The sequence below is a fragment of the Streptomyces sp. NPDC002809 genome, from assembly GCF_040295435.1.
Taxonomy (GTDB): domain Bacteria; phylum Actinomycetota; class Actinomycetes; order Streptomycetales; family Streptomycetaceae; genus Streptomyces.
Genome location: NZ_JBEOVJ010000121.1, coordinates 1 through 17935, shown reverse-complemented (window position 1 = coordinate 17935; position 17935 = coordinate 1). Strand labels below are relative to the sequence as shown.

The window sequence follows — 17935 nt, the reverse complement described above, 5'->3', positions numbered from 1 at the left end:
CGACCTTGTAGGCCGCGTACCCCTTGGTGCTGCCGTTCTGGACGGCGGCCTGGTTGGGGGCGTCGTACGCCTTCTCGTTCTGGAAGAAGATCGTCTTGCCGTTCTCGCCGGACCAGCGCACGTCGTACTTGTTGAAGTGCTCGACGAACAAGCCGGTCGCCAGGACGTTGTCCCCGTTGACCTGGAGGCCGTAGTCGGAGCGGTTGGTCTCCCAGCCGACGCCCTCGCCGTGGTCGGCGCGCCACAGCCAGGTGTGGTCGATGATCGTGTCGTTGCTGTTGATGACCATGCCGGTGGTGGCCTTGCCTGCGCCCGCGCCGCCGACCCGCACGAACACGTCCTGCAGCGACGTCGGGTTGTCCGCGTGGCTCGCGGACGCGCCTTCCGGGCCGACCTCGATCAGCGTGTCGGAGTTGGTGGTGCCGGCGTCGACGAGCAGGCCGGCGAGCTTCACACCGTCCACGTCACCGACCTTGATGGCGGTGACCCCGTTGTCCGGGACGATCGTGGCAAGGCCCAGGCCGAGTGCCACGGTGTCGGCGCGGTCGATGTCGATCGTCTGGTCGACGTGGTAGACGCCGGGTGTGAAGAGCAGATGCAGGCCCTGCTGCACCGCTGCGTTGATCGTCCCGGCGGTCGCGCCGGGCTTCACCACGTAGAACTGGTCGAGGGGGATCGACTCGCCCTGCGGTGTGCCGTTCCCCCATGAAGTGCCGCGTGCGTTGGTGCGCTTGGCGGGGACGAACACCTTGTAGTCGGCGCCGTCCAGGTAGAGGAAGGGCTTCTCGCGGGAGACCGGGGTGTTGTCGAGGGTGGTGTACGGCGGCTCGGGGAAGCTCTGGGCGGGTGCGCCCTCGACGCCGGAGAACGTCATGTTCCAGACGCCGTTGCCCCAGCTGCCGACCGAGCTGTCCCGGGTGTACCACTGCTGCTGCGAGTACGGCCCGACCTGGCCGTCGATCTTGCTGTCGGCGATGTACCCGCCGCTCGCCCAGCCGTAGCCGTCGGGCGCGAGGTTGAGCCCGCCCTTGACGTGCATCCGCCGGAACGGGGCGGCCTGTGAGACGGCCCAGCGGTCGGTGCCGCTGACCGGGTTGAGCGCGAGGTTCTCCGCCGAACGCCAGAAGTTCTGCGTGGCGTTGCCGTTGAACCAGCCCGCGTCGACGGTTACGTCACCGTTGAACGTGGTGTCGTCCGGGTTCAGTCCCAGCCCGGCGATCGAGGTGTAGAACCCGATCTGCGCGTTGAGGTTGTTGTACGTGCCCGGCTTGAACATCAGCGCGTAGCGGCCGCTGCCGAACTGGGCCGACTCCTGCTGCTTGAAGACCTCGTCGACCTTGGCCTGGATGTCGGGCATCGACGGATCGAACACCATGACGTTGGGGCCGAGATCGCCGCCGCCCTCGATGGCCTGCGCGTCCTCGCCGAAGGCGGTCTGCGCCGTGGGGACGGCCATGAGCAGGGAGACGGCGAACGCGGCGAACCCGAACGAGCGGGTCCGGCGCCTGCGCCGGGATGCGGTGGGGGCTCCCGTGGGGGGAGTTGTGGGGGTTTCCGTGGGGGGAACATGCATGGGGGTACGTCTCCTGAGTCGTGGTACGGGTGACACGACGAGCTCTTCGGAGAGCCTCTGAGAGCGCTCTCTGACGGGTGTTGATGGTTCCGCTGTCACCCGGGAAACGTCAAGAGGTGTGCAACAGGAGCCTCAGTCGATCCATCTGAGCGCAATAATTAACGTCAGCAGAAAGGCAATTGACCCGTTTCGCGCTCAGTTCGGGGTGCGATTGAGTTCAGGAGATGATGTTGCCGAACCTGGCGTGCGTGCTGGGAACGGCGTGTCCCGATACGTGAGCGCGGAGCCGACCACGTTTGGCCACCACGACGCGCTCCCGGCGGAGCGGGCGCGAGCAGTGGGGCCGTCGGCTGGGCAACGCGGCCGAGGTGGAGGTGAGTTCGCATCTGTGCGCCTCGCGCCAGCCGGGGCAGGGAGCCCGCCGTCCGTCGGGTGGGACAGCGAACCAAGGGAGTGTCCTGGCCGGCACCTTGGTCAGGTGGGGTGCCGGCCAGGAGTCTTGGGGGCGTGCGTCAGGGACGCGCGCCGTGAGCCCGGGTGATGCGGGCGATCGCCTCGACGGTCAGGGCGCGGTCGTGGGGCTCGGTCTCCAGGGCGCGATGGATGGACAGCCCCTCGATCAGTGCGTCGAGCTGACGGGCCGTCGCCGGGTCGAAGTGCCACTCCAGGGCGACGCGGCTGCGGCGCATCCACTCCCGGGTCAGCTCACGGTAGGCGGGCTTGCGGGCGGCGAGGGTGTACAGCTCGTGGGTGAGGACGAGCTCGCGCTGGTTGCCGCCGGACAGGTGGTGGACCAGATCGGCGACCGCCTCCCGGGCCTCGTCGGGAGTGGAGGCGGCGCCGAGTCGCTCCTCGAAGACGGAGACAATGCTGCTGGAGAAGCGTATGAACGCCTCCCGCAGCAGTTCGTCCATGCCGCCGAAGTGGTACGTCATCGATCCGAGCGGCACACCGGCGCGGGCGGCGACCTTGCGGTGCGAGGTCCCGGCGACCCCTTCCTCCGCGATCAGGTCGAGCGCGGCGGTGATGATGCGCTCCCGCCGTTCGGGGTCGTTCTGTCCGGTCGCCACGGCGTTTCCCTTGTCTAGATCGAGCGGATCACCCGGGCCGGGTTGCCGACCGCGACCACGTTGGCGGGGACGTCCTTGGTCACGACGGCTCCCGCACCGATGACGCTGTTGTCCCCGATGGTCACTCCGGCCAGCACGATCGCGCCGCCGCCCAGCCAGACATTGTCGCCGATCGTGATCGGCCTCGCCGCCTCCAGCTTGTCCCGGCGCGGCTCCGGCTCGACCGGATGGGTGGGGGTGAGCAGCTGGACGTTCGGCCCGATCTGGCAGTCGCGGCCGATCGTGATCGGGGCCACGTCCAGGGCGGTGAGGTTGTAGTTGATGAACGTGTCCTCGCCGACCGTGATGTACGAGCCGTAGTCCACGTACAGCGGCGGCCGGATGTGCGCACCGGCACCGAGACCGCCGAGGAGTTCGGCGACGACGGGCTGCGCGGCGTCCGGGTCCTCGGTGTAGGCCGCCAGATACCGGGCGGCCAGCCGCACCGCCCGCCGCTGGGCCTCCACGATGGCGGGGTCGTCGGCGATGTAGAGGTCCCCGGCGAGCATCCGTTCATGGTTCGTACGCGGGTCTCCCGCGAAGTGGTCCGTCATGGGTACGATCGTACACTCCAAGGGCGTACGATCGTACGCTCCTGCTGGATTCCCCTTCTGAACTGCCGAGGCCCGCTGTCATGGATGCCGCAACACGCCGTCGGCGTGCCGCCTTGTTCCTCTTCATGCTTGCGGCCGGAACCGGCATGGCCTCTTGGGTGGCGCGCACCCCGGCCGTCCGGGACGGACTGGACGTGTCCACCGGTGCGATGGGGCTCGTGCTCTTCGGCCTGTCCACCGGTTCGATGGCCGGTGTGACCGCCTCCGGCCCGCTCGTACGCCGTTACGGGGGCCGGGCCGCCATCACCGTCGGCGCGGCACTGATCGTCGCCGGGCTGCTGGTCGTCGCGGCCGGTACCGGTCTGGCGCTGGCGGGTGGGGTCTTCTGCGGACTGGCCCTTTTCGGCGGCGGGATGGGGCTGGCGGAGGTCGCGTTCAACATCGAGGGCGCGGACGTGGAGCGCGTCATCGGCCGGCCCGTGCTGCCGGTGCTGCACGGCTGCTTCAGCCTGGGCACCGTTGTCGGGGCGCTGCTGGGTATGGCGCTGACCGCCGTCGCGTTCCCCGTCGGATGGCATCTGACGGTCGTCTCGGTGCTCGTCGCCGCCGCAGCGGTCCTGGCCGTCCGCGCCATCCCGCACGGCACGGGCAAGGAGGAGGCCGGCGCCGACGGACCGGACGGGCGGCAGGGCCAGTTCGCGGTGTGGCGGGACCGGCGGCTCGTTCTCATCGGGGTGATCGTGCTGGCCATGGCCTTCGCGGAGGGGGCTGCCAACGACTGGCTGCCGTTGCTCATGGTGGACGGATACGAGGTGAGTGCCACCGCCGGCTCGCTGACCTTCCTGGTCTTCGCCTCCTCGATGACGTTCGGCCGCTTCGCGGGCGGCCCCCTCCTGGAGCGCTTCGGCCCTGTCCGGGTCGTCCGGATCAGCGCGGTCATCGCCGCGCTGGGCCTGGCGGTGGTGATCGTCTCGCCGAGCCCGCTGATGGCGGGTGCCGCGACGGTGCTGTGGGGCCTGGGCGCCTCGCTCGGCTTCCCTGTCACCGTGTCCGCCGCGGGTGACCACCCGCACGACGCGGCGGCACGGGTCGGCGCGGTGTCCACCGCGGGCTATGTCGCCTTCCTCGTCGGCCCGCCCGCACTCGGCTTCCTCGCCGACCACATCGGGCTCCGGCTCACGATGACCGTCGTCCTCGCCCTGCTGATCGTCGCGTCCACGCTGGCAGGGGCGCTCGGCACCGCCCGCCGCACCAACGCGGAACCGGAGCCCGTGGCCGGCTAAGGGCTGTCCCGTAATCCGTGGTGGATCGGCGCGCGGCGTCGGACGCGGTGCATCGCAAGGCGGAGGAGAGTCCGCCTACTGGATGTGTTCGGACGTTCCGACAACGCGGCGAGGTGCCGTAGCTGTCGTCGCGCGCCCGCCAGGGATTACGGGGCAGCCCTCAGGCCTCTCGTCCGGATCATGCCGGACCCCGCGGGCCGGCCCGATCCGGACGAGAGGCGCCAAGGGCTGCCCCGCCGGGAATCCCCCCGGGACTTGCCGGACAGTCTCAGTCCCAGAGGCCGGTGCTGTGCGCGGCGACCAGGGCTCCGATCCGTGCCAGTGCCTCCGCGGCCGGCAGCGGGTCGAGCCGGCGCCCGTCGCGCAGTCGCAGCGCCACCCGGTCGTCCGCGGCTTCCGCTGCCCCGATGACCGCCTGGTACGGCACCAGCCGTGCGTCCCGGATGCGGGCGCCCAGGCTGCCGCGGTCCCGGGCGGCGACCTCCGCGCGGAGCCCGAGCGCGAGGCAACGGCCGGCGAGGTCCTCGGCGTTCGGCAGTTCGGCGTCGGAGACGGGGAGGACCACGACCTGGGTGGGGGAGAGCCAGGCGGGGAACGCGCCGCCGTGCTGCTCGATGAGGTGGGCGACGGCCCGTTCCACGCTGCCGATGATGCTGCGGTGCACCATGACCGGCCGGTGCTTCGCCCCGTCCGCGCCGATGTAGTGCAGATCGAACTGCTCGGGCTGGTGGAAGTCGACCTGGACGGTCGACAGGGTCGACTCACGGCCCGCCGCGTCGGCGACCTGTACGTCGATCTTCGGCCCGTAGAACGCGGCCTCGCCCCCGACCGCCTCGTACGGCAACCCGGACGCGTCGAGGACCTCGGTCAGCAGGGCGGTGGAGCGCTGCCACATCTCGGGCGCGGCGACGTACTTCCCGCCCGGCCCCGGCAGTGAGAGCCGGAAGCGGGCTGGCCGGATGCCGAGTGCCTCGTACGCCCGGCGGATCATGTCCAGCGCGGCCCGCGCCTCCCCGGCGACCTGGTCCAGGGTGCAGAAGATGTGGGCGTCGTTCAGCTGGATGGCCCGTACCCGGGTCAGCCCGCCGAGCACCCCGGAGAGCTCGGAGCGGTACATGCCGCCCAGCTCGGCCATGCGCAACGGCAGTTCGCGGTAACTGTGGGAGCGGGAGCGGTAGATGACCGCGTGGTGCGGGCACAGGCTCGGCCGCAGTACGACCTGTTCGCCGCCCAGGTCCATCGGCGGGAACATGTCGTCGCTGTAGTGCGACCAGTGCCCCGAGATCTCGTACAGCTCCCGTTTGCCGAGCACCGGCGAGTACACGTGGCGGTAGCCCGCCAGCCGCTCGGCGGCGCGGATGTACTCCTCCAGTGTGTGCCGCAGCGCAGCACCGTCCGGCAGCCAGTACGGAAGACCCGCGCCGATCAGCGGGTCGGTGTCGAACAGCTCCAGCTCGCGGCCGAGTCTGCGGTGGTCGTGCATGGCGGTCTCCTCGCGTACGAAGGGCGAGTCACCGCAAGCAGAAGCCCCGGGGCACTCGCCCCGGGGCTTCGGACTGGTCAGCAGTCAGCGCGCCGGGACACTCTCCGGCGTCGTCGTCATGGCAGCCCGCTTCATGCGGGGGACGCTAGCAGTGGCGGGCGGTCCGGTGCACGGGGATTTTCGCCGGGGGAGCACGGCGGCTCATCCCTTCTTGGCCGAGTCGAGGTGCGCGAACACGACCACGTTGTCCTCGTAGTCCTTGGCCTTCTTGTCATAGGTGCCGCCGCACGTGATCAGGCGCAACTGGGCGTCAGGGGTGTCGGCGTACACCCGCTTGTCGGGGAACTTCGCCTTGCTGAACGTTTCGACGGTGTCGACCTTGAACGTGGCCACGGTGCCGTCCGCGCGCGTGATGTCGACCGTCGATCCGGGCCGCAGGAAGCGCAGTTGGAGGAAGACCGCGGGGCCGGTCATCGTGTCGACGTGGCCTGCCACGATCGAGGCCCCGCGCTCGCCGGGCGTCACCCCGCCCTTGAACCAGCCCGCCAGGTTCTTGTCGTTCGGGGGAGGGGCGTCCAGGCGGCCGGAGGCGCCGACCGACAGCGGGGTGAAGGGCGCGTCCACCGCGATGGCGGGGATCTTGAGCCGGGTCGGTACGGAACGGGACAGGCCCGGCGCGGTGCTGGAGGAGGGAACAGGGGCGGGGGAGGCCTGCCGGGGTACGGCGGCGGCCGGTGAGGAGACGGGGGCCGGAGCGGCAGGAGCCGGGGCGGCGGGCGCCGCCGCGGCGAACGGGGCGGGTGGTTTGTCGTCGGCCGAGGGGCCGATGGAGTTGTAGATCAGGAGCATGCCGAGCCCGGCCACTGCGGCGGGCCAGAGCAGGGCGCGGCCGAGGGTGACGGTGTCGGAGGCAGTCCGGGGGGAGGGGGAACCGGGCGACTGCGGGGCGGCCATGGGAGCGTGCCTTTCGTCCGTGCGGGGCGGTGCGGTGATGGCGTGGGGCCGGGGCCCTCCCGTCCGGTCGGGGACGGGCCGTGCGGCCCGGGCCTGATCCGGGCGGGAGTCCCCGGGGAAAACGAAGGCGCCGCGGCCGCCGTCCGGAGGGACGGCGGCCGCGACAGCGAAGCGCTCGCGGTGCGGCCGGGTCAGGCCATCGCGCCGCCCGACGCCTGACGACGGCGCACCTTGTACGCGCCGACACCGACACCACCGAGGAGCAGCAGCGAACCGGCCGCCAGGCCGCCGCCGGTCATGGCCATCGCGCCACCGCCGGTGTGCACGCCGCCGCTGGGCTTGTCCTTCTTCCAGCCCTCGTCGCTCTTCTCGCTCTTCTCGGACTTCTCAGCCTTCTCGGCCTTCTCGCTCTTCGCGGGCTTCTCGGTCTTGCCGGCCTCCTCGCTGTCCGGCTGCCACTCCTTGGCGACCGTCATCGACATGGCGCCACCACCGGCGTGCATGCCGCCGCTGGGCTTCTCCTTCTTCCAGTCGGACGAGCCGCCCTCTTCGTCGTTGCCGGGCTGCCATTCCTTGGCGACCGTCGACGACAGCGCGCCGCCGCCGGTGTGGACGCCGCCGTTCGGCTTGTCCTTCTTCCAGTCGGACGAGCCGCCCTCTTCGTCGTTGCCGGGCTGCCATTCCTTGGCGACCGTCATCGACAGCGCGCCGCCGCCGGTGTGGACGCCACCGCTGGGCTTGTCCTTCTTCCAGCCCTCGTCGTCCGACTTGCCGTGCTCGTCGCCGGCGACCGTCTTGGCCAGGGCGCCGCCGCCGGTGTGGACGCCGCCGTTGGGCTTGTCCTTCGTCCAGCCGCCGTCCTCGCTGCTGGAGGACGAACCGCTGTCGTGCTCCCAGTCGCCCGCCGTCATGGCGTACGCGGAGGGAGCGGTGATCGTGAGGACCGCCGTGACGGCGGCCGAAGCGAACAGTGTGCGGGCAGAGCGCATCTGAACACGTTTCCTTTCGTCGCGACTGCGAAGAGTGACGGTGCGTCGACTCAGAGTGGCGCAGTGGCTACGTGATCCACCGTCAGCCCGGAGTCCGGAGCGCGCCATCGGGGAGCTCCGCATTCGAGCTACGGCGTGGGCCCATCGAGTGGCGAAGAACGGATAATCACCCGTTGGACGGCACGGCGCGCCGGGGAGAGGTTTGGCCCCCGCCCGGTCCCCCGTTCGCTGACGGAGCCTCACCGCGCGGCGGCGCTCACGGTTCCGGTAAATGGGTTGCGCCGCAGGCCGGCCCGCTGTTGTACTCGCCGCACCAGCCGACGGAATCAGGAGATTTCCATGCGCCGACCTCACATGTTCGTTCAGACGGGAATTCACGCCACCGCTGAGAACATGGAGTTCCGTGCACACGCTCAATCTTGGAATTCTGGCGCATGTCGACGCCGGTAAGACGAGCCTGACCGAGCGGCTGCTTCACACCGCCGGAATCATCGACGAGATCGGCCGCGTCGACGACGGGAACACGCAGACCGATTCCCTCGCGCTCGAACGGAAGCGCGGCATCACGATCAAGTCCGCGGTCGTCTCGTTCGCGCTCGACGACGTCACGGTCAACCTGATCGACACGCCCGGCCACCCGGACTTCATCGCCGAGGTGGAACGCGTCCTGAGCGTGCTCGACGGTGCGGTGCTGGTCATCTCCGCCGTGGAGGGTGTGCAGGCCCAGACCCGTGTACTGATGCGGACGCTCCAGCGTCTGCGTATCCCCACGCTCGTCTTCGTGAACAAGACGGACCGGGCCGGAGCCCGCTACGACCAGGTGCTGCGCGACATCGCGGAGAAGCTCACGCCGCACGCGGTCGCGATGGGACCTGCCGTCACCGGCCTCGGCACCCGCGACGCCCGCAGCGTGCCGTACGCCGACGACGACCCCCGGCTCACGGGCCGGCTCGCCGACCTGCTCACCGAGCACGACGACGCCCTGCTGGCCGCGTACGTCGAGCACGGCGAGGAACTCGCGCCCGCCCGGCTCCGCGCGGAACTGGCGGCGCAGACCAGGCGGACACTCGTCCACCCCGTGTACTTCGGCTCGGCCGTCACGGGCGACGGTATCGCCGCCCTGACCGACGGGATCAAGGAGTTGCTGCCCGCGGCCGGGGGCGAAGCGGACGGACCGGTCTCCGGCACCGTCTTCAAGGTCGAGCGCGGCCGGGCCGGCGAGAAGCTCGCGTGGGTCCGGATGTTCTCGGGGACCGTACGCACCCGCGACCGGCCGACGTTCGGGCAGGGTCCCGACGACGTGTCCGAGGGCAAGGTGACCGGCATCCGGGTCTTCGCCGACGGCACGGACACCGAGGCCGCCTCGGCCGGGCCGGGGCAGATCGTGAAGCTCCGCGGGCTGGGCGACATCCGGATCGGCGACGCGGTCGGCGACATCCGGGCGGCGAGCACCGCGCACCACTTCGCCCCGCCGACGCTGGAATCCGTGGTGGTGCCCGCCCCGCCCGCCTCCCGGGGAGAACTGCATTTCGCGCTCGCGCAGCTCGCCGAACAGGACCCGCTGATCAATCTGCGGCAGGACGACATCCGTAAGGAGGTCTCCGTCTCGCTCTACGGTGAAGTGCAGAAGGAAGTCATTCAGGCGACGCTCGCGGACGAATTCGGAATCGATGCCGCTTTCCGCGGAACGACGACCATCTGCCTGGAAAAGCCGTCCGGTACCGGTGCCGCGTTCGAGATCATCGACAAGGACGACAACCCGTTTCTCGCCACGGTCGGACTGCGCGTCGATCCCGCCCCGCCGGGCAGCGGTGTGGCCTACGGGCTGGAGGTGGAGCTCGGTTCGATGCCGTACTCCCTGATGAGAGCCGTCGAGGAGACCGTCGTCGAAACGCTCGGAGAGGGTCTGTACGGCTGGCGCGTCACCGACTGCACGGTCACGATGACGCACTCCGGCTACTGGCCCCGGCAGAGCCACTCGCACGCCGTGTTCGACAAGTCCATGTCGAGCACCGCCGGAGACTTCCGCCTTCTGACCCCGCTGGTCCTGATGGCCGCGCTCCGGCAGGCCGGCACCACGGTGTACGAGCCGATGCACCGCTTCCGGGCGGAGCTCCCCACGGACACGCTCGGACCGCTCCTGCCGGCCCTCGCCCACCTGCGGGCCGTACCGGGCCCCCCGTCCGTCGACGGCAACCGCTGCGTACTGGAGGGCGAGATCCCGGCCGCCCGGGTGCATGAACTCCAGCAACGGCTCCCGGGGCTGACGCGCGGCGAAGGAATGCTGGAGACCTCCTTCGACACCCACCGCCCCGTCACCGGCACTGTCCCGCAGCGCTCCCGCACGGACCACAACCCGCTCAACCGGAAGGAGTACCTGCTGCACACGGTGAGGCGAGCGGGCGGCGGTCAGGACTGAGGAGAGCCCGGGCACCCCCGCGGGGGTGCCCGTCAGTTCAGCATCGCCCGAGCCGCCCGCGCGCTTCGGCGCACCGCCTCCGCGGCAGCCGGGTCGACGTCCGCGACCACCTGCGCGTACTCGTCCATCTCCGCCGCCCCGCGCAGGAACTCCCCGCCCCGGACCAGCAGCTGGGCCCGCTCGTAACGCAGCCTGGCCGGGTGCGACGGCAGGAGCAGGGACAGCTCGACCGCCCACAGCGCCACGTCGTTGCGTTCGGGCCGGGCCGCCGCCCACGCCCGGATGTTGTTCAGGATCCGCAGCACGATCTCCAGCGGTTGCGCCGGCACCAGCATCGACGCCTCCAGCGGCTCCCCGGTCGCGCCCGTCACCAGCAGCTCCGCGTCCTGGTCCGTCAGCGGCCGCCCACCGGCGAACGGATCGGCCAGCACCCGCTCCGCCGGGTCCCCGAAACCGACCACGAAATGGCCCGGCAGCGCCACCCCGTACACCGGGGCGCCCGCCCGCCGCGCCACCTCGATCCACACCACCGACAGGAGGATCGGCAGCCCGCGCCGCCGACGCAGCACCTCGTGCAGCAGCGAGGACTCCAGCCGCTGGTAGTCCGCCGACGCACCCCGGAACCCGAGGCGCTCGCCGAGCAGCCCGGCCAGCGCCGAGGCCCAGGCGTGGCCGCCGCGCAGACCGTACGGCAGCAGACCGGCGAGCCGGTCCAGTTCGATCTGGGCCGCGTCCGTCCCGTTCGCGTCCAGCGCGGGATCGGCCTCGGTGCCGAGCAGGAGGCAGAGCAGCGCCAGATCCGGCCGCTCCGCCCGCGCCTCCTCGGCGAACCGGCGGCGCAACTCGTCCTTGTCGTGCCTCTCTGGAGCCATCGCGTCATGGCCTTTCGTCGGGATCAGGCCGGATCGGGGAGCGGGGTCCGGCGCGTGCGGCTGCAGGGCGGAGGAGGGAGCCGCCGCGGAGCATCGGCGGACGGCGGCAACGCGGCAGGTGTGCGTCCCGGGCCCCGCGGGCCCGGCACCGTCCGGACGAGCGGCACTAGGCCGCCCGGAAGTGGTGGTAGAGGTGGTGCGTAGCGAAGCCCATCCCGTCGTACAGCCCACGGGCGCCGTCGTTGTCCGCCTCCACCTGGAGCCACGCGGCCGACGCGCCCTCGTCCATCGCCTGCCGGGCCAGCGCGGTCATGACGGTGGTGGCGAGCCCCTTCCTGCGGTGCTCGGGAGCCACTTCGACGGCCATGAAGCCGGCCCACCGTCCGTCCACCACGCACCGCCCGATCGCGGCGGGTGCCTCGTCCCCTGCCTCGCCCGGAACGGTCGCGAACCACACCGACGGGCCACCGCCCAGCACCGCCGCCACCTCCGGGCCGGGCGTCCCGACGCGCTGGTAGCGGGCGAGCCAGGCATCGTCCACCGCACGGCTCAGCCGCACCCGCGACACCTCGGCCGCCAGATCGCCGATCGGTGCCAGCGCCGCGATCCGCACCTCCGCGGTCACCTCGCGCCGCCACCCGTGGCCCTCCAGCGCCGCGCACAACTCCTCCTGCGCGCCCTCGGCGCCGGTCGCGGTCTGGATGTACGCGGGCAGGTTCCGGTCCGCGTACCACCGCCTGACCCGCCCGAGCGCCGCGTCGAGCGGCACGCCCGGATCGCCGATCGGCAGTACGGAGTTGGCACGCCGGGTGAAACCACCGGCGGCGCGCAGCAACCAGTCACCCAGCGGCTCGCTCTCCACGGGCTGCCAGGCCCGCGCGTACACGGGGGCGAGCTCGGCGAAGGAGGCGGCCGGACCACGCCGGCGGGCCGGGGCGGCCGGCACGACCTTGCCCGCGACCAGGGACGATTCGGGGATCTGAACGGACTCACCGTTCTTCGGTGTGACCGAGAGCACACCCGTGTTCCAGGATGTGAGAACACCGACCGTGTCGGTGAATTTCGGACCCTGGGGGCCGTCCTCGGTCACGCGCCGGACTGATACCCGTTTGCCCACGTCAGCCGGTGCAATTCGGACCTCCAGCCGTCCGCCCATGGTGAATTCCACAGCTCTGTCCGCCCCTCCTGTTCGGATCGTGCCCGGGAACGGAGATACTAGGTGCGGGCATCGACGACGCCGCGCTCCCGCGCGAGAGCCAACGCCCTACCGAGGAGGAACGACAGCGTGACCTACGTCATCGCGCAGCCTTGTGTCGACGTAAAGGACAAGGCCTGCATCGAAGAGTGCCCCGTCGACTGTATCTACGAGGGCCAGCGGTCCTTGTACATCCACCCGGACGAGTGCGTCGACTGTGGAGCCTGCGAGCCGGTCTGCCCGGTCGAAGCGATCTTCTACGAGGACGACACCCCGGAGGAGTGGAAGGACTACTACAAGGCGAACGTCGAGTTCTTCGACGACCTCGGGTCGCCGGGTGGTGCCTCCAAGCTGGGTCTGATCGAGCGCGACCACGCGTTCATCGCCGCGCTGCCGCCGCAGAACCAGTAGCAGCGTCCCGGCACGTGCGTCGCCCCGGTCCCGTACGGCTCGTCACCGTGCGGGACCGAGGTGTTTTCCCGGCAGCCTCCGCGCCGCCGTGCCGCCCGCGTGAACCCTCGTACGAGAAAGCAGAGATCCGTGTCCGCAGTCTCCTCCCGCCTCCCGGTCTTCCCCTGGGACAGGCTCGCGCCCTACAAGTCGACGGCCGAGAGCCACCCGGACGGCATCGTGGACCTGTCCGTCGGCACGCCCGTCGACCCGGTGCCCGAGCTGATCCAGCAGGCGCTCGTCGCCGCCGCGGACAGCCCCGGCTATCCGACGGTGTGGGGAACGGCCGCCCTGCGAGACGCCCTCACCGGCTGGGTGGAGCGCCGCCTGGGCGCGGTCTCGGTGACGCACGAGAACGTGCTGCCCGTCGTCGGCTCCAAGGAGCTGGTGGCCTGGCTGCCGACGCAGCTCGGCCTCGGCGCCGGCGACAAGGTCGCCTACCCGCGGCTCGCCTACCCGACGTACGAGGTCGGCGCCCGGCTCTGCGGCGCCGAGCCCGTCGCCTACGACGACCCGACCGAGCTGGACCCGGCCGGCCTCAAGCTGCTCTGGCTCAACTCGCCGTCCAACCCGACCGGCAAGGTGCTGTCCCGGGACGAGCTGACCCGGATCGTGGCCTGGGCGCGCGAGCACGATGTGCTGGTCTTCAGCGACGAGTGCTACCTGGAGCTGGGCTGGGAGGCCGAGCCGGTCTCCGTGCTCCACCCGGACGTCTGCGGCGGTACGTACGAGGGCATCGTCGCCGTCCACTCGCTCTCCAAGCGCTCCAACCTGGCCGGATACCGCGCCGCCTTCATCGCGGGCGACGCGGCCGTGCTGAGCGAGCTGCTGCTGATCCGCAAGCACGGCGGCATGATGACGCCCGCCCCCGTCCAGGCGGCGACCGTAGCGGCGCTCGGCGACGACGCCCATGTCGCCGAGCAGCGCACCCGGTACGCCGACCGGCGCGCGGCCCTGCGCACGGCCCTGGAGGCCCACGGCTTCCGGATCGAGCACAGCGAGGCGAGCCTCTACCTGTGGGCGACTCGCGACGAGCCCTGCTGGGACACCGTGGCGTACCTGGCGGAGCTGGGCATCCTGGTGGCGCCCGGGGACTTCTACGGGCCGGCGGGCGACCACTTCGTGCGCGTGGCGTTCACGGCCACCGACGAACGCGTCGCGGCCGCGGTCAAGCGACTGGGCTGAGTCCGGCATACGGAAACGCGAGGGCCTCGGGAGTGCGCACCCCCGAGGCCCTCGCGTTTCCGTATGTACGGGCGTGGTGCGGATCAGCCGATGGGCAGGCCCTGGGTGGGGAGACCCTGCGTCGGCAGGCCGCCCTTGGTGACGGCACCGGTCGCGTCGCCGAGGGTGCCGCTCGCGCCGCCCTCGGCGGCCTTGCTGACGCTCTCGGCCGCGGGCGCGGCCTTGGCGCCCGTCTCGCCGAGGGTCTTGCTCGCCACCGGCAGGGTGGTCCCGACGACCTTGCCGCCGGCCTTGCCCGCGGTGTCGGTGGCGGGCGCGGCCGCGCCTTCGACGGCCTTGCCGAGTCCGGCACCCTCGACGGTGGTGAGACCGCCGAGCTCCGGGGCCTGCGGGAGCTCCGCGGCACCTGCGGCACCGGCCGCACCGACCACGGGGGCCGCACCCGCCGCGATCAGCAGCGCGGTGCGGGCGATCCGACGGGTCAGGGGGAGGGACATGATGCTCCTTCGACGGGGTGGGAATGCTGGTGTCCGTGGGTCGGACGCCATGACAACCGTCTTGGGGGAGGGAGAAGTTGCGGTGGGCCGGGGTAAAGATCGGGCAATGCGTCGGATAATCCGCAACGGAGGAACCCGGGCAAACAATGCATTCAGCGGCCACCCGCCGAACCGTCACTTCCCTTTGCCCGCAAGGGAATGGGTGCGCACGGAAGGCGATGAGCGGGAGGCTGTGCGGAGCCCGCCGGGGGAAGGTGCGGACCCCCTGTGCGGGTGACGGGTCGTACTACCGTACGAGGCTTATGCGGACCGCGGCGGTGCCCGATTCCTTCTGCTCCGTCCGCCAGCCGGCCCCGGAGCTCCACTGCTTTCCCGCGTACGCGACCTCGTCGATGCCGAGCGCCTCGGACTGGGCGACCGCCCAGTGCGCGAGCTCCCAGCCGCGCTGCGGAGCACCGCCCTTGCCGGACCGGAGAGCCGTATCCACCGGCACCGAGAGCACGCCCGCGGTCGCACCGGCGGCCGGGGGCTCCGTGCCCGCGGCGTCCTCGGAAGGCAGCACGGCCTTGCCGAAGGAGCGCACCAGCGAGGCCCGGACCTCCGTCATCCCGCCCGTCCCGGCCGTGCTGCGCGGCGGCTCGCAGTTCAGGGCCGTCGGTGTCCGGCCGGTCAGCGCGGCGGCCAGCAGCGCGGCGTCCGGCTCGTGCTTCGCGTAGGCCTGCGGGAAGCCGCTGCGCTGGACGCGCTGCGCCGCCACGGTGAGCGGCAGCCGCGAGTAGCCGGGGACCTCGGCCAGGTGCTCGTAGAACTTCCCGGCCGAGTAGACCGGGTCCAGGATCTGCTTCTCGGTGCCCCAGCCCTGCGAGGGGCGCTGCTGGAAGAGGCCCAGCGAGTCCCGGTCGCCGTGCTCTATGTTGCGCAGCCCGGACTCCTGCAGCGCCGTCGCCAGCGCGATCGTCACCGCGCGCTCCGGCATGCCGCGGGTGGTGCCGACCGCGGAGATCGTCGCGGCGTTCGCCGCCTGCTCCGAGCTCAGCCGGTAGGTGCGCTCCTCGCCCGCCGAACCGTCGGCCGACCGCACGGTGCACTGGTCGGAGCCTCTGCTGCCCGTCACGTACTGCACGGTCAGATACCCGGCCACCGCCACGAGCACGGCGAAGGCCGCCACGATGCGCAGACGGCGGCTGCGGGCGGTGTGTCGGCGGGCTGGGGCAACGGTCCGGGGCACGGGGCCACCGTACGCGAGGCACTAGGGTCGTAGCCATGGCCGAAAGCACGCTTGACCTCACATCGGACGGGCCCGCCCTCACCGCGTGGCTCGTCGACTTCCCCTCGGTCAGCGGGGAGGAGAAGGACCTCGCCGACGCCATCGAGTCGGCGCTGCGGACGCTTCCGCACCTGACCGTCGACCGGCACGGCAACAACGTCGTGGCCAGGACGAACCTGGGCCGCGGCGAACGCGTCGTACTGGCCGGTCACATCGACACCGTGCCGATCGCCGACAACGTGCCCTCCCGGCTCGACGAGGACGGTCTGCTGTGGGGCTGCGGGAGCTCCGACATGAAGTCGGGAGTCGCCGTCCAGCTGAGGATCGCCGCGACGGTGCCCGAGCCCAACCGCGACCTCACCTTCGTCTTCTACGACAACGAAGAGGTCGCCGCCGACCTCAACGGCCTCGGGCACATCGCGGACGCCCACCCCGACTGGCTGAAGGCGGACTTCGCCGTCCTCCTGGAGGGTTCCAACGGAGAGGTCGAGGGCGGCTGCCAGGGCACTCTGCGCGTCTTCCTCCGCCTGGAAGGGGAGCGGGCCCACTCCGCCCGCAGCTGGATGGGGTCCAACGCCGTCCACGCCGCCGCTCCCGTCCTCGCCCGGCTCGCCGCGTACGAACCGCGCAAGCCGGTGATCGACGGGCTGGAGTACCACGAGGGCCTCAACGCCGTACGGATCGAGGGCGGCGTCGCCAACAACGTCATCCCCGACGCCTGCACGGTCGTCGTGAACTACCGCTACGCCCCCGACCTGAGCGCCGAGCAGGCCGTCGCCCACGTCCACGAGGTCTTCGCCGACTGCGGCGTCGCCGAGTTCACCGTCGACGACCACTCCGGCGCGGCCATGCCCGGCCTCTCCCACCCGGCGGCCAAGGCCTTCATGGACGCCGTCGGAGGCACTGCCCGGCCCAAGTTCGGCTGGACGGACGTGGCGCGCTTCGGCTCGCTCGGAGTGCCCGCGGTGAACTACGGCCCCGGCGACCCGGTCCTCGCGCACAAGCGCAACGAGCACGTGCGGATCGACCTGATCACCCACTGCGAGGACCGGCTCCGCTCCTGGCTCACGACCTGACCTCGGGCGTTCCCCTGTCCGTAACCTCCGGGGATCTACGCTGGCCTGGGACAGAGCGCCGCAGGGGGCTCTGACGTCGGCGTAGGGAGCAGATCATGGGCAACCCGGAGGACGCACGGATTCCTGAGGGCGCGGAGATCCCCGAGGGAGCGGTCAGGCCCGAGGAACAGCGGCTCGGCCCGGTGCTGCGCCGCAGGGACCAGGTGCAGCCCGGCACGACCGATCAGCGGCTGCTGGACTCCGAGGGCGACTCCGAGTGGGTGCACACCGACCCGTGGCGGGTCATGCGCATCCAGTCGGAGTTCGTCGAGGGCTTCGGCGCGCTCGCCGAACTGCCGAGCGCCATCAGCGTCTTCGGCTCCGCCCGCACACCGGCCGGCACACCGGAGTACGAGGCGGGCGTACGGATCGGCCGGGCGCTCGTCGAGGCGGGCTTCGCGGTGATCACCGGGGGCGGTCCCGGAGCGATGGAAGCGGCGAACAAGGGGGCGCGGGAGGCGAAGGGCGTCTCGGTCGGCCTCGGCATCGAGCTGCCCTTCGAGTCCGGCCTCAACCCGCATGTCGACATCGGCGTCAACTTCCGCTACTTCTTCGTCCGGAAGACGATGTTCGTGAAGTACGCGCAGGGCTTCGTCGTCCTGCCCGGCGGCCTGGGCACCCTGGACGAGCTCTTCGAGGCCCTCACCCTCGTCCAGACGGGCAAGGTCACCCGCTTCCCGATCGTGCTGTTCGGTACGGAGTACTGGGGAGGCCTGGTGGACTGGCTGCGCGACACGGTGGTGGCCCAGGGCAAGGCGTCGTCGAAGGACCTGCTGCTGTTCCACGTCACGGACGACGTGGACGAGGCAGTCGGCCTGGTGACGAAGGAGGTCGGCCGCTGAGGCCGTTCCCCCGCCGCCCTTTCGGCGCTTCCCCCCGGCCCCGCCGGCGTTCGAGGCGCGGGGGCCGGAGCGGAGCCCCGGTCACGGGAAGCGAAGGGCCGGGGTGGGTGGCGGGCCCGCCGCAGGCGCACACCGCCCGCGGCGGACC

Annotated in this window: 16 protein-coding genes; 6 read left to right on the top strand and 10 right to left on the bottom strand. The window is 71.4% G+C overall.

All coding sequences use genetic code 11. The features are described from left to right. The 3 genes from ABT025_RS37225 to ABT025_RS37215 form a co-directional block, all read right to left on the bottom strand. The coding region (locus ABT025_RS37225) for a pectate lyase-like domain-containing protein (RefSeq protein WP_351003107.1) at positions 1-1573 on the bottom strand (1573 nt) is incomplete at its 3' end. Between the two features lie 512 nt (positions 1574-2085). Next, on the bottom strand, positions 2086-2643 hold the full coding sequence (locus ABT025_RS37220) for a TetR/AcrR family transcriptional regulator (RefSeq protein WP_351003106.1): 558 nt from the start codon (positions 2641-2643) through the stop codon (positions 2086-2088). A 14-nt stretch (positions 2644-2657) separates the two neighbouring features. Further along, complete coding sequence (locus tag ABT025_RS37215) at positions 2658-3236, bottom strand: sugar O-acetyltransferase (RefSeq protein WP_351003105.1); 579 nt, start codon at positions 3234-3236, stop codon at positions 2658-2660. An 80-nt stretch (positions 3237-3316) separates the two neighbouring features. On the opposite strand from ABT025_RS37215, the gene ABT025_RS37210 reads away from it, so the two are divergent. Next, a complete protein-coding gene (locus ABT025_RS37210) occupies positions 3317-4519 on the top strand; it encodes an MFS transporter (RefSeq protein ID WP_351003104.1) in 1203 nt (400 codons plus the stop codon). A gap of 268 nt (positions 4520-4787) precedes the next feature. Here the strand turns inward: ABT025_RS37210 and thrS are convergent, their stop codons facing one another. From thrS to ABT025_RS37195, 3 genes are all read right to left on the bottom strand, one after another. After that, a complete protein-coding gene (thrS, locus tag ABT025_RS37205; protein ID WP_502972121.1) occupies positions 4788-6086 on the bottom strand; it encodes a threonine--tRNA ligase in 1299 nt (432 codons plus the stop codon). Positions 6087-6203: 117 nt separating this feature from the next. Beyond that, complete coding sequence (locus tag ABT025_RS37200; protein WP_351003103.1) at positions 6204-6956, bottom strand: class F sortase; 753 nt, start codon at positions 6954-6956, stop codon at positions 6204-6206. A gap of 191 nt (positions 6957-7147) precedes the next feature. Then, positions 7148-7945, bottom strand: coding sequence for a hypothetical protein (locus ABT025_RS37195; protein ID WP_351003102.1), 798 nt, complete (start codon positions 7943-7945; stop codon positions 7148-7150). 403 nt (positions 7946-8348) lie between these two features. Between ABT025_RS37195 and ABT025_RS37190 the strand changes: the two genes are divergently transcribed. Beyond that, positions 8349-10364 carry a GTP-binding protein gene (locus tag ABT025_RS37190; protein WP_351003101.1) on the top strand — a complete coding sequence of 672 codons (2016 nt, stop codon included), beginning with the start codon at positions 8349-8351 and terminating at the stop codon, positions 10362-10364. Between the two features lie 32 nt (positions 10365-10396). Here the strand turns inward: ABT025_RS37190 and ABT025_RS37185 are convergent, their stop codons facing one another. Together ABT025_RS37185 and ABT025_RS37180 are read right to left on the bottom strand one after the other, a co-directional pair. Continuing rightward, complete coding sequence (locus tag ABT025_RS37185) at positions 10397-11236, bottom strand: transglutaminase family protein (RefSeq protein WP_351003100.1); 840 nt, start codon at positions 11234-11236, stop codon at positions 10397-10399. 166 nt (positions 11237-11402) lie between these two features. Next, positions 11403-12404, bottom strand: coding sequence for a GNAT family N-acetyltransferase (locus ABT025_RS37180; protein ID WP_351003099.1), 1002 nt, complete (start codon positions 12402-12404; stop codon positions 11403-11405). A gap of 117 nt (positions 12405-12521) precedes the next feature. Between ABT025_RS37180 and fdxA the strand changes: the two genes are divergently transcribed. Next, positions 12522-12842 (top strand): ferredoxin, encoded by a 321-nt coding sequence (gene fdxA / locus ABT025_RS37175; protein WP_018956287.1) that lies wholly within the window; start codon positions 12522-12524, stop codon positions 12840-12842. Positions 12843-12971: 129 nt separating this feature from the next. Next, entirely contained in the window at positions 12972-14066 is a 1095-nt protein-coding gene (gene dapC, locus ABT025_RS37170; protein WP_351003098.1) for a succinyldiaminopimelate transaminase, read from the top strand. Between the two features lie 83 nt (positions 14067-14149). On the opposite strand, the gene ABT025_RS37165 is transcribed toward dapC, so the two are convergent. Both ABT025_RS37165 and ABT025_RS37160 read right to left on the bottom strand, forming a co-directional pair. Then, positions 14150-14563 carry an ATP-binding protein gene (locus ABT025_RS37165; protein WP_351003097.1) on the bottom strand — a complete coding sequence of 138 codons (414 nt, stop codon included), beginning with the start codon at positions 14561-14563 and terminating at the stop codon, positions 14150-14152. Between the two features lie 286 nt (positions 14564-14849). Beyond that, positions 14850-15791, bottom strand: a complete 942-nt coding sequence (locus tag ABT025_RS37160) for a hypothetical protein (RefSeq protein WP_351003096.1) — start codon at positions 15789-15791, stop codon at positions 14850-14852. 35 nt (positions 15792-15826) lie between these two features. On the opposite strand from ABT025_RS37160, the gene dapE reads away from it, so the two are divergent. Both dapE and ABT025_RS37150 read left to right on the top strand, forming a co-directional pair. After that, the gene (gene dapE / locus ABT025_RS37155) at positions 15827-16906 is read left to right on the top strand and encodes a succinyl-diaminopimelate desuccinylase (protein ID WP_351003095.1); all 1080 of its coding nucleotides are present in this window, start codon (positions 15827-15829) and stop codon (positions 16904-16906) included. A 95-nt stretch (positions 16907-17001) separates the two neighbouring features. Further along, complete coding sequence (locus ABT025_RS37150; protein WP_351003094.1) at positions 17002-17787, top strand: LOG family protein; 786 nt, start codon at positions 17002-17004, stop codon at positions 17785-17787. Positions 17788-17935 lie beyond the last annotated feature (148 nt).

Coding starts and splice junctions, on each gene's coding strand:
- ABT025_RS37195 (WP_351003102.1), bottom strand. CDS start 7,945: ATGCGCTCTGCCCGCACACTGTTCGCTTCGGCCGCCGTCACGGCGGTC.
- dapE (WP_351003095.1), top strand. CDS start 15,827: ATGGCCGAAAGCACGCTTGACCTCACATCGGACGGGCCCGCCCTCACC.
- ABT025_RS37210 (WP_351003104.1), top strand. CDS start 3,317: ATGGATGCCGCAACACGCCGTCGGCGTGCCGCCTTGTTCCTCTTCATG.
- ABT025_RS37150 (WP_351003094.1), top strand. CDS start 17,002: ATGGGCAACCCGGAGGACGCACGGATTCCTGAGGGCGCGGAGATCCCC.
- ABT025_RS37200 (WP_351003103.1), bottom strand. CDS start 6,956: ATGGCCGCCCCGCAGTCGCCCGGTTCCCCCTCCCCCCGGACTGCCTCC.
- ABT025_RS37215 (WP_351003105.1), bottom strand. CDS start 3,236: ATGACGGACCACTTCGCGGGAGACCCGCGTACGAACCATGAACGGATG.
- ABT025_RS37185 (WP_351003100.1), bottom strand. CDS start 11,236: ATGGCTCCAGAGAGGCACGACAAGGACGAGTTGCGCCGCCGGTTCGCC.
- ABT025_RS37165 (WP_351003097.1), bottom strand. CDS start 14,563: ATGTCCCTCCCCCTGACCCGTCGGATCGCCCGCACCGCGCTGCTGATC.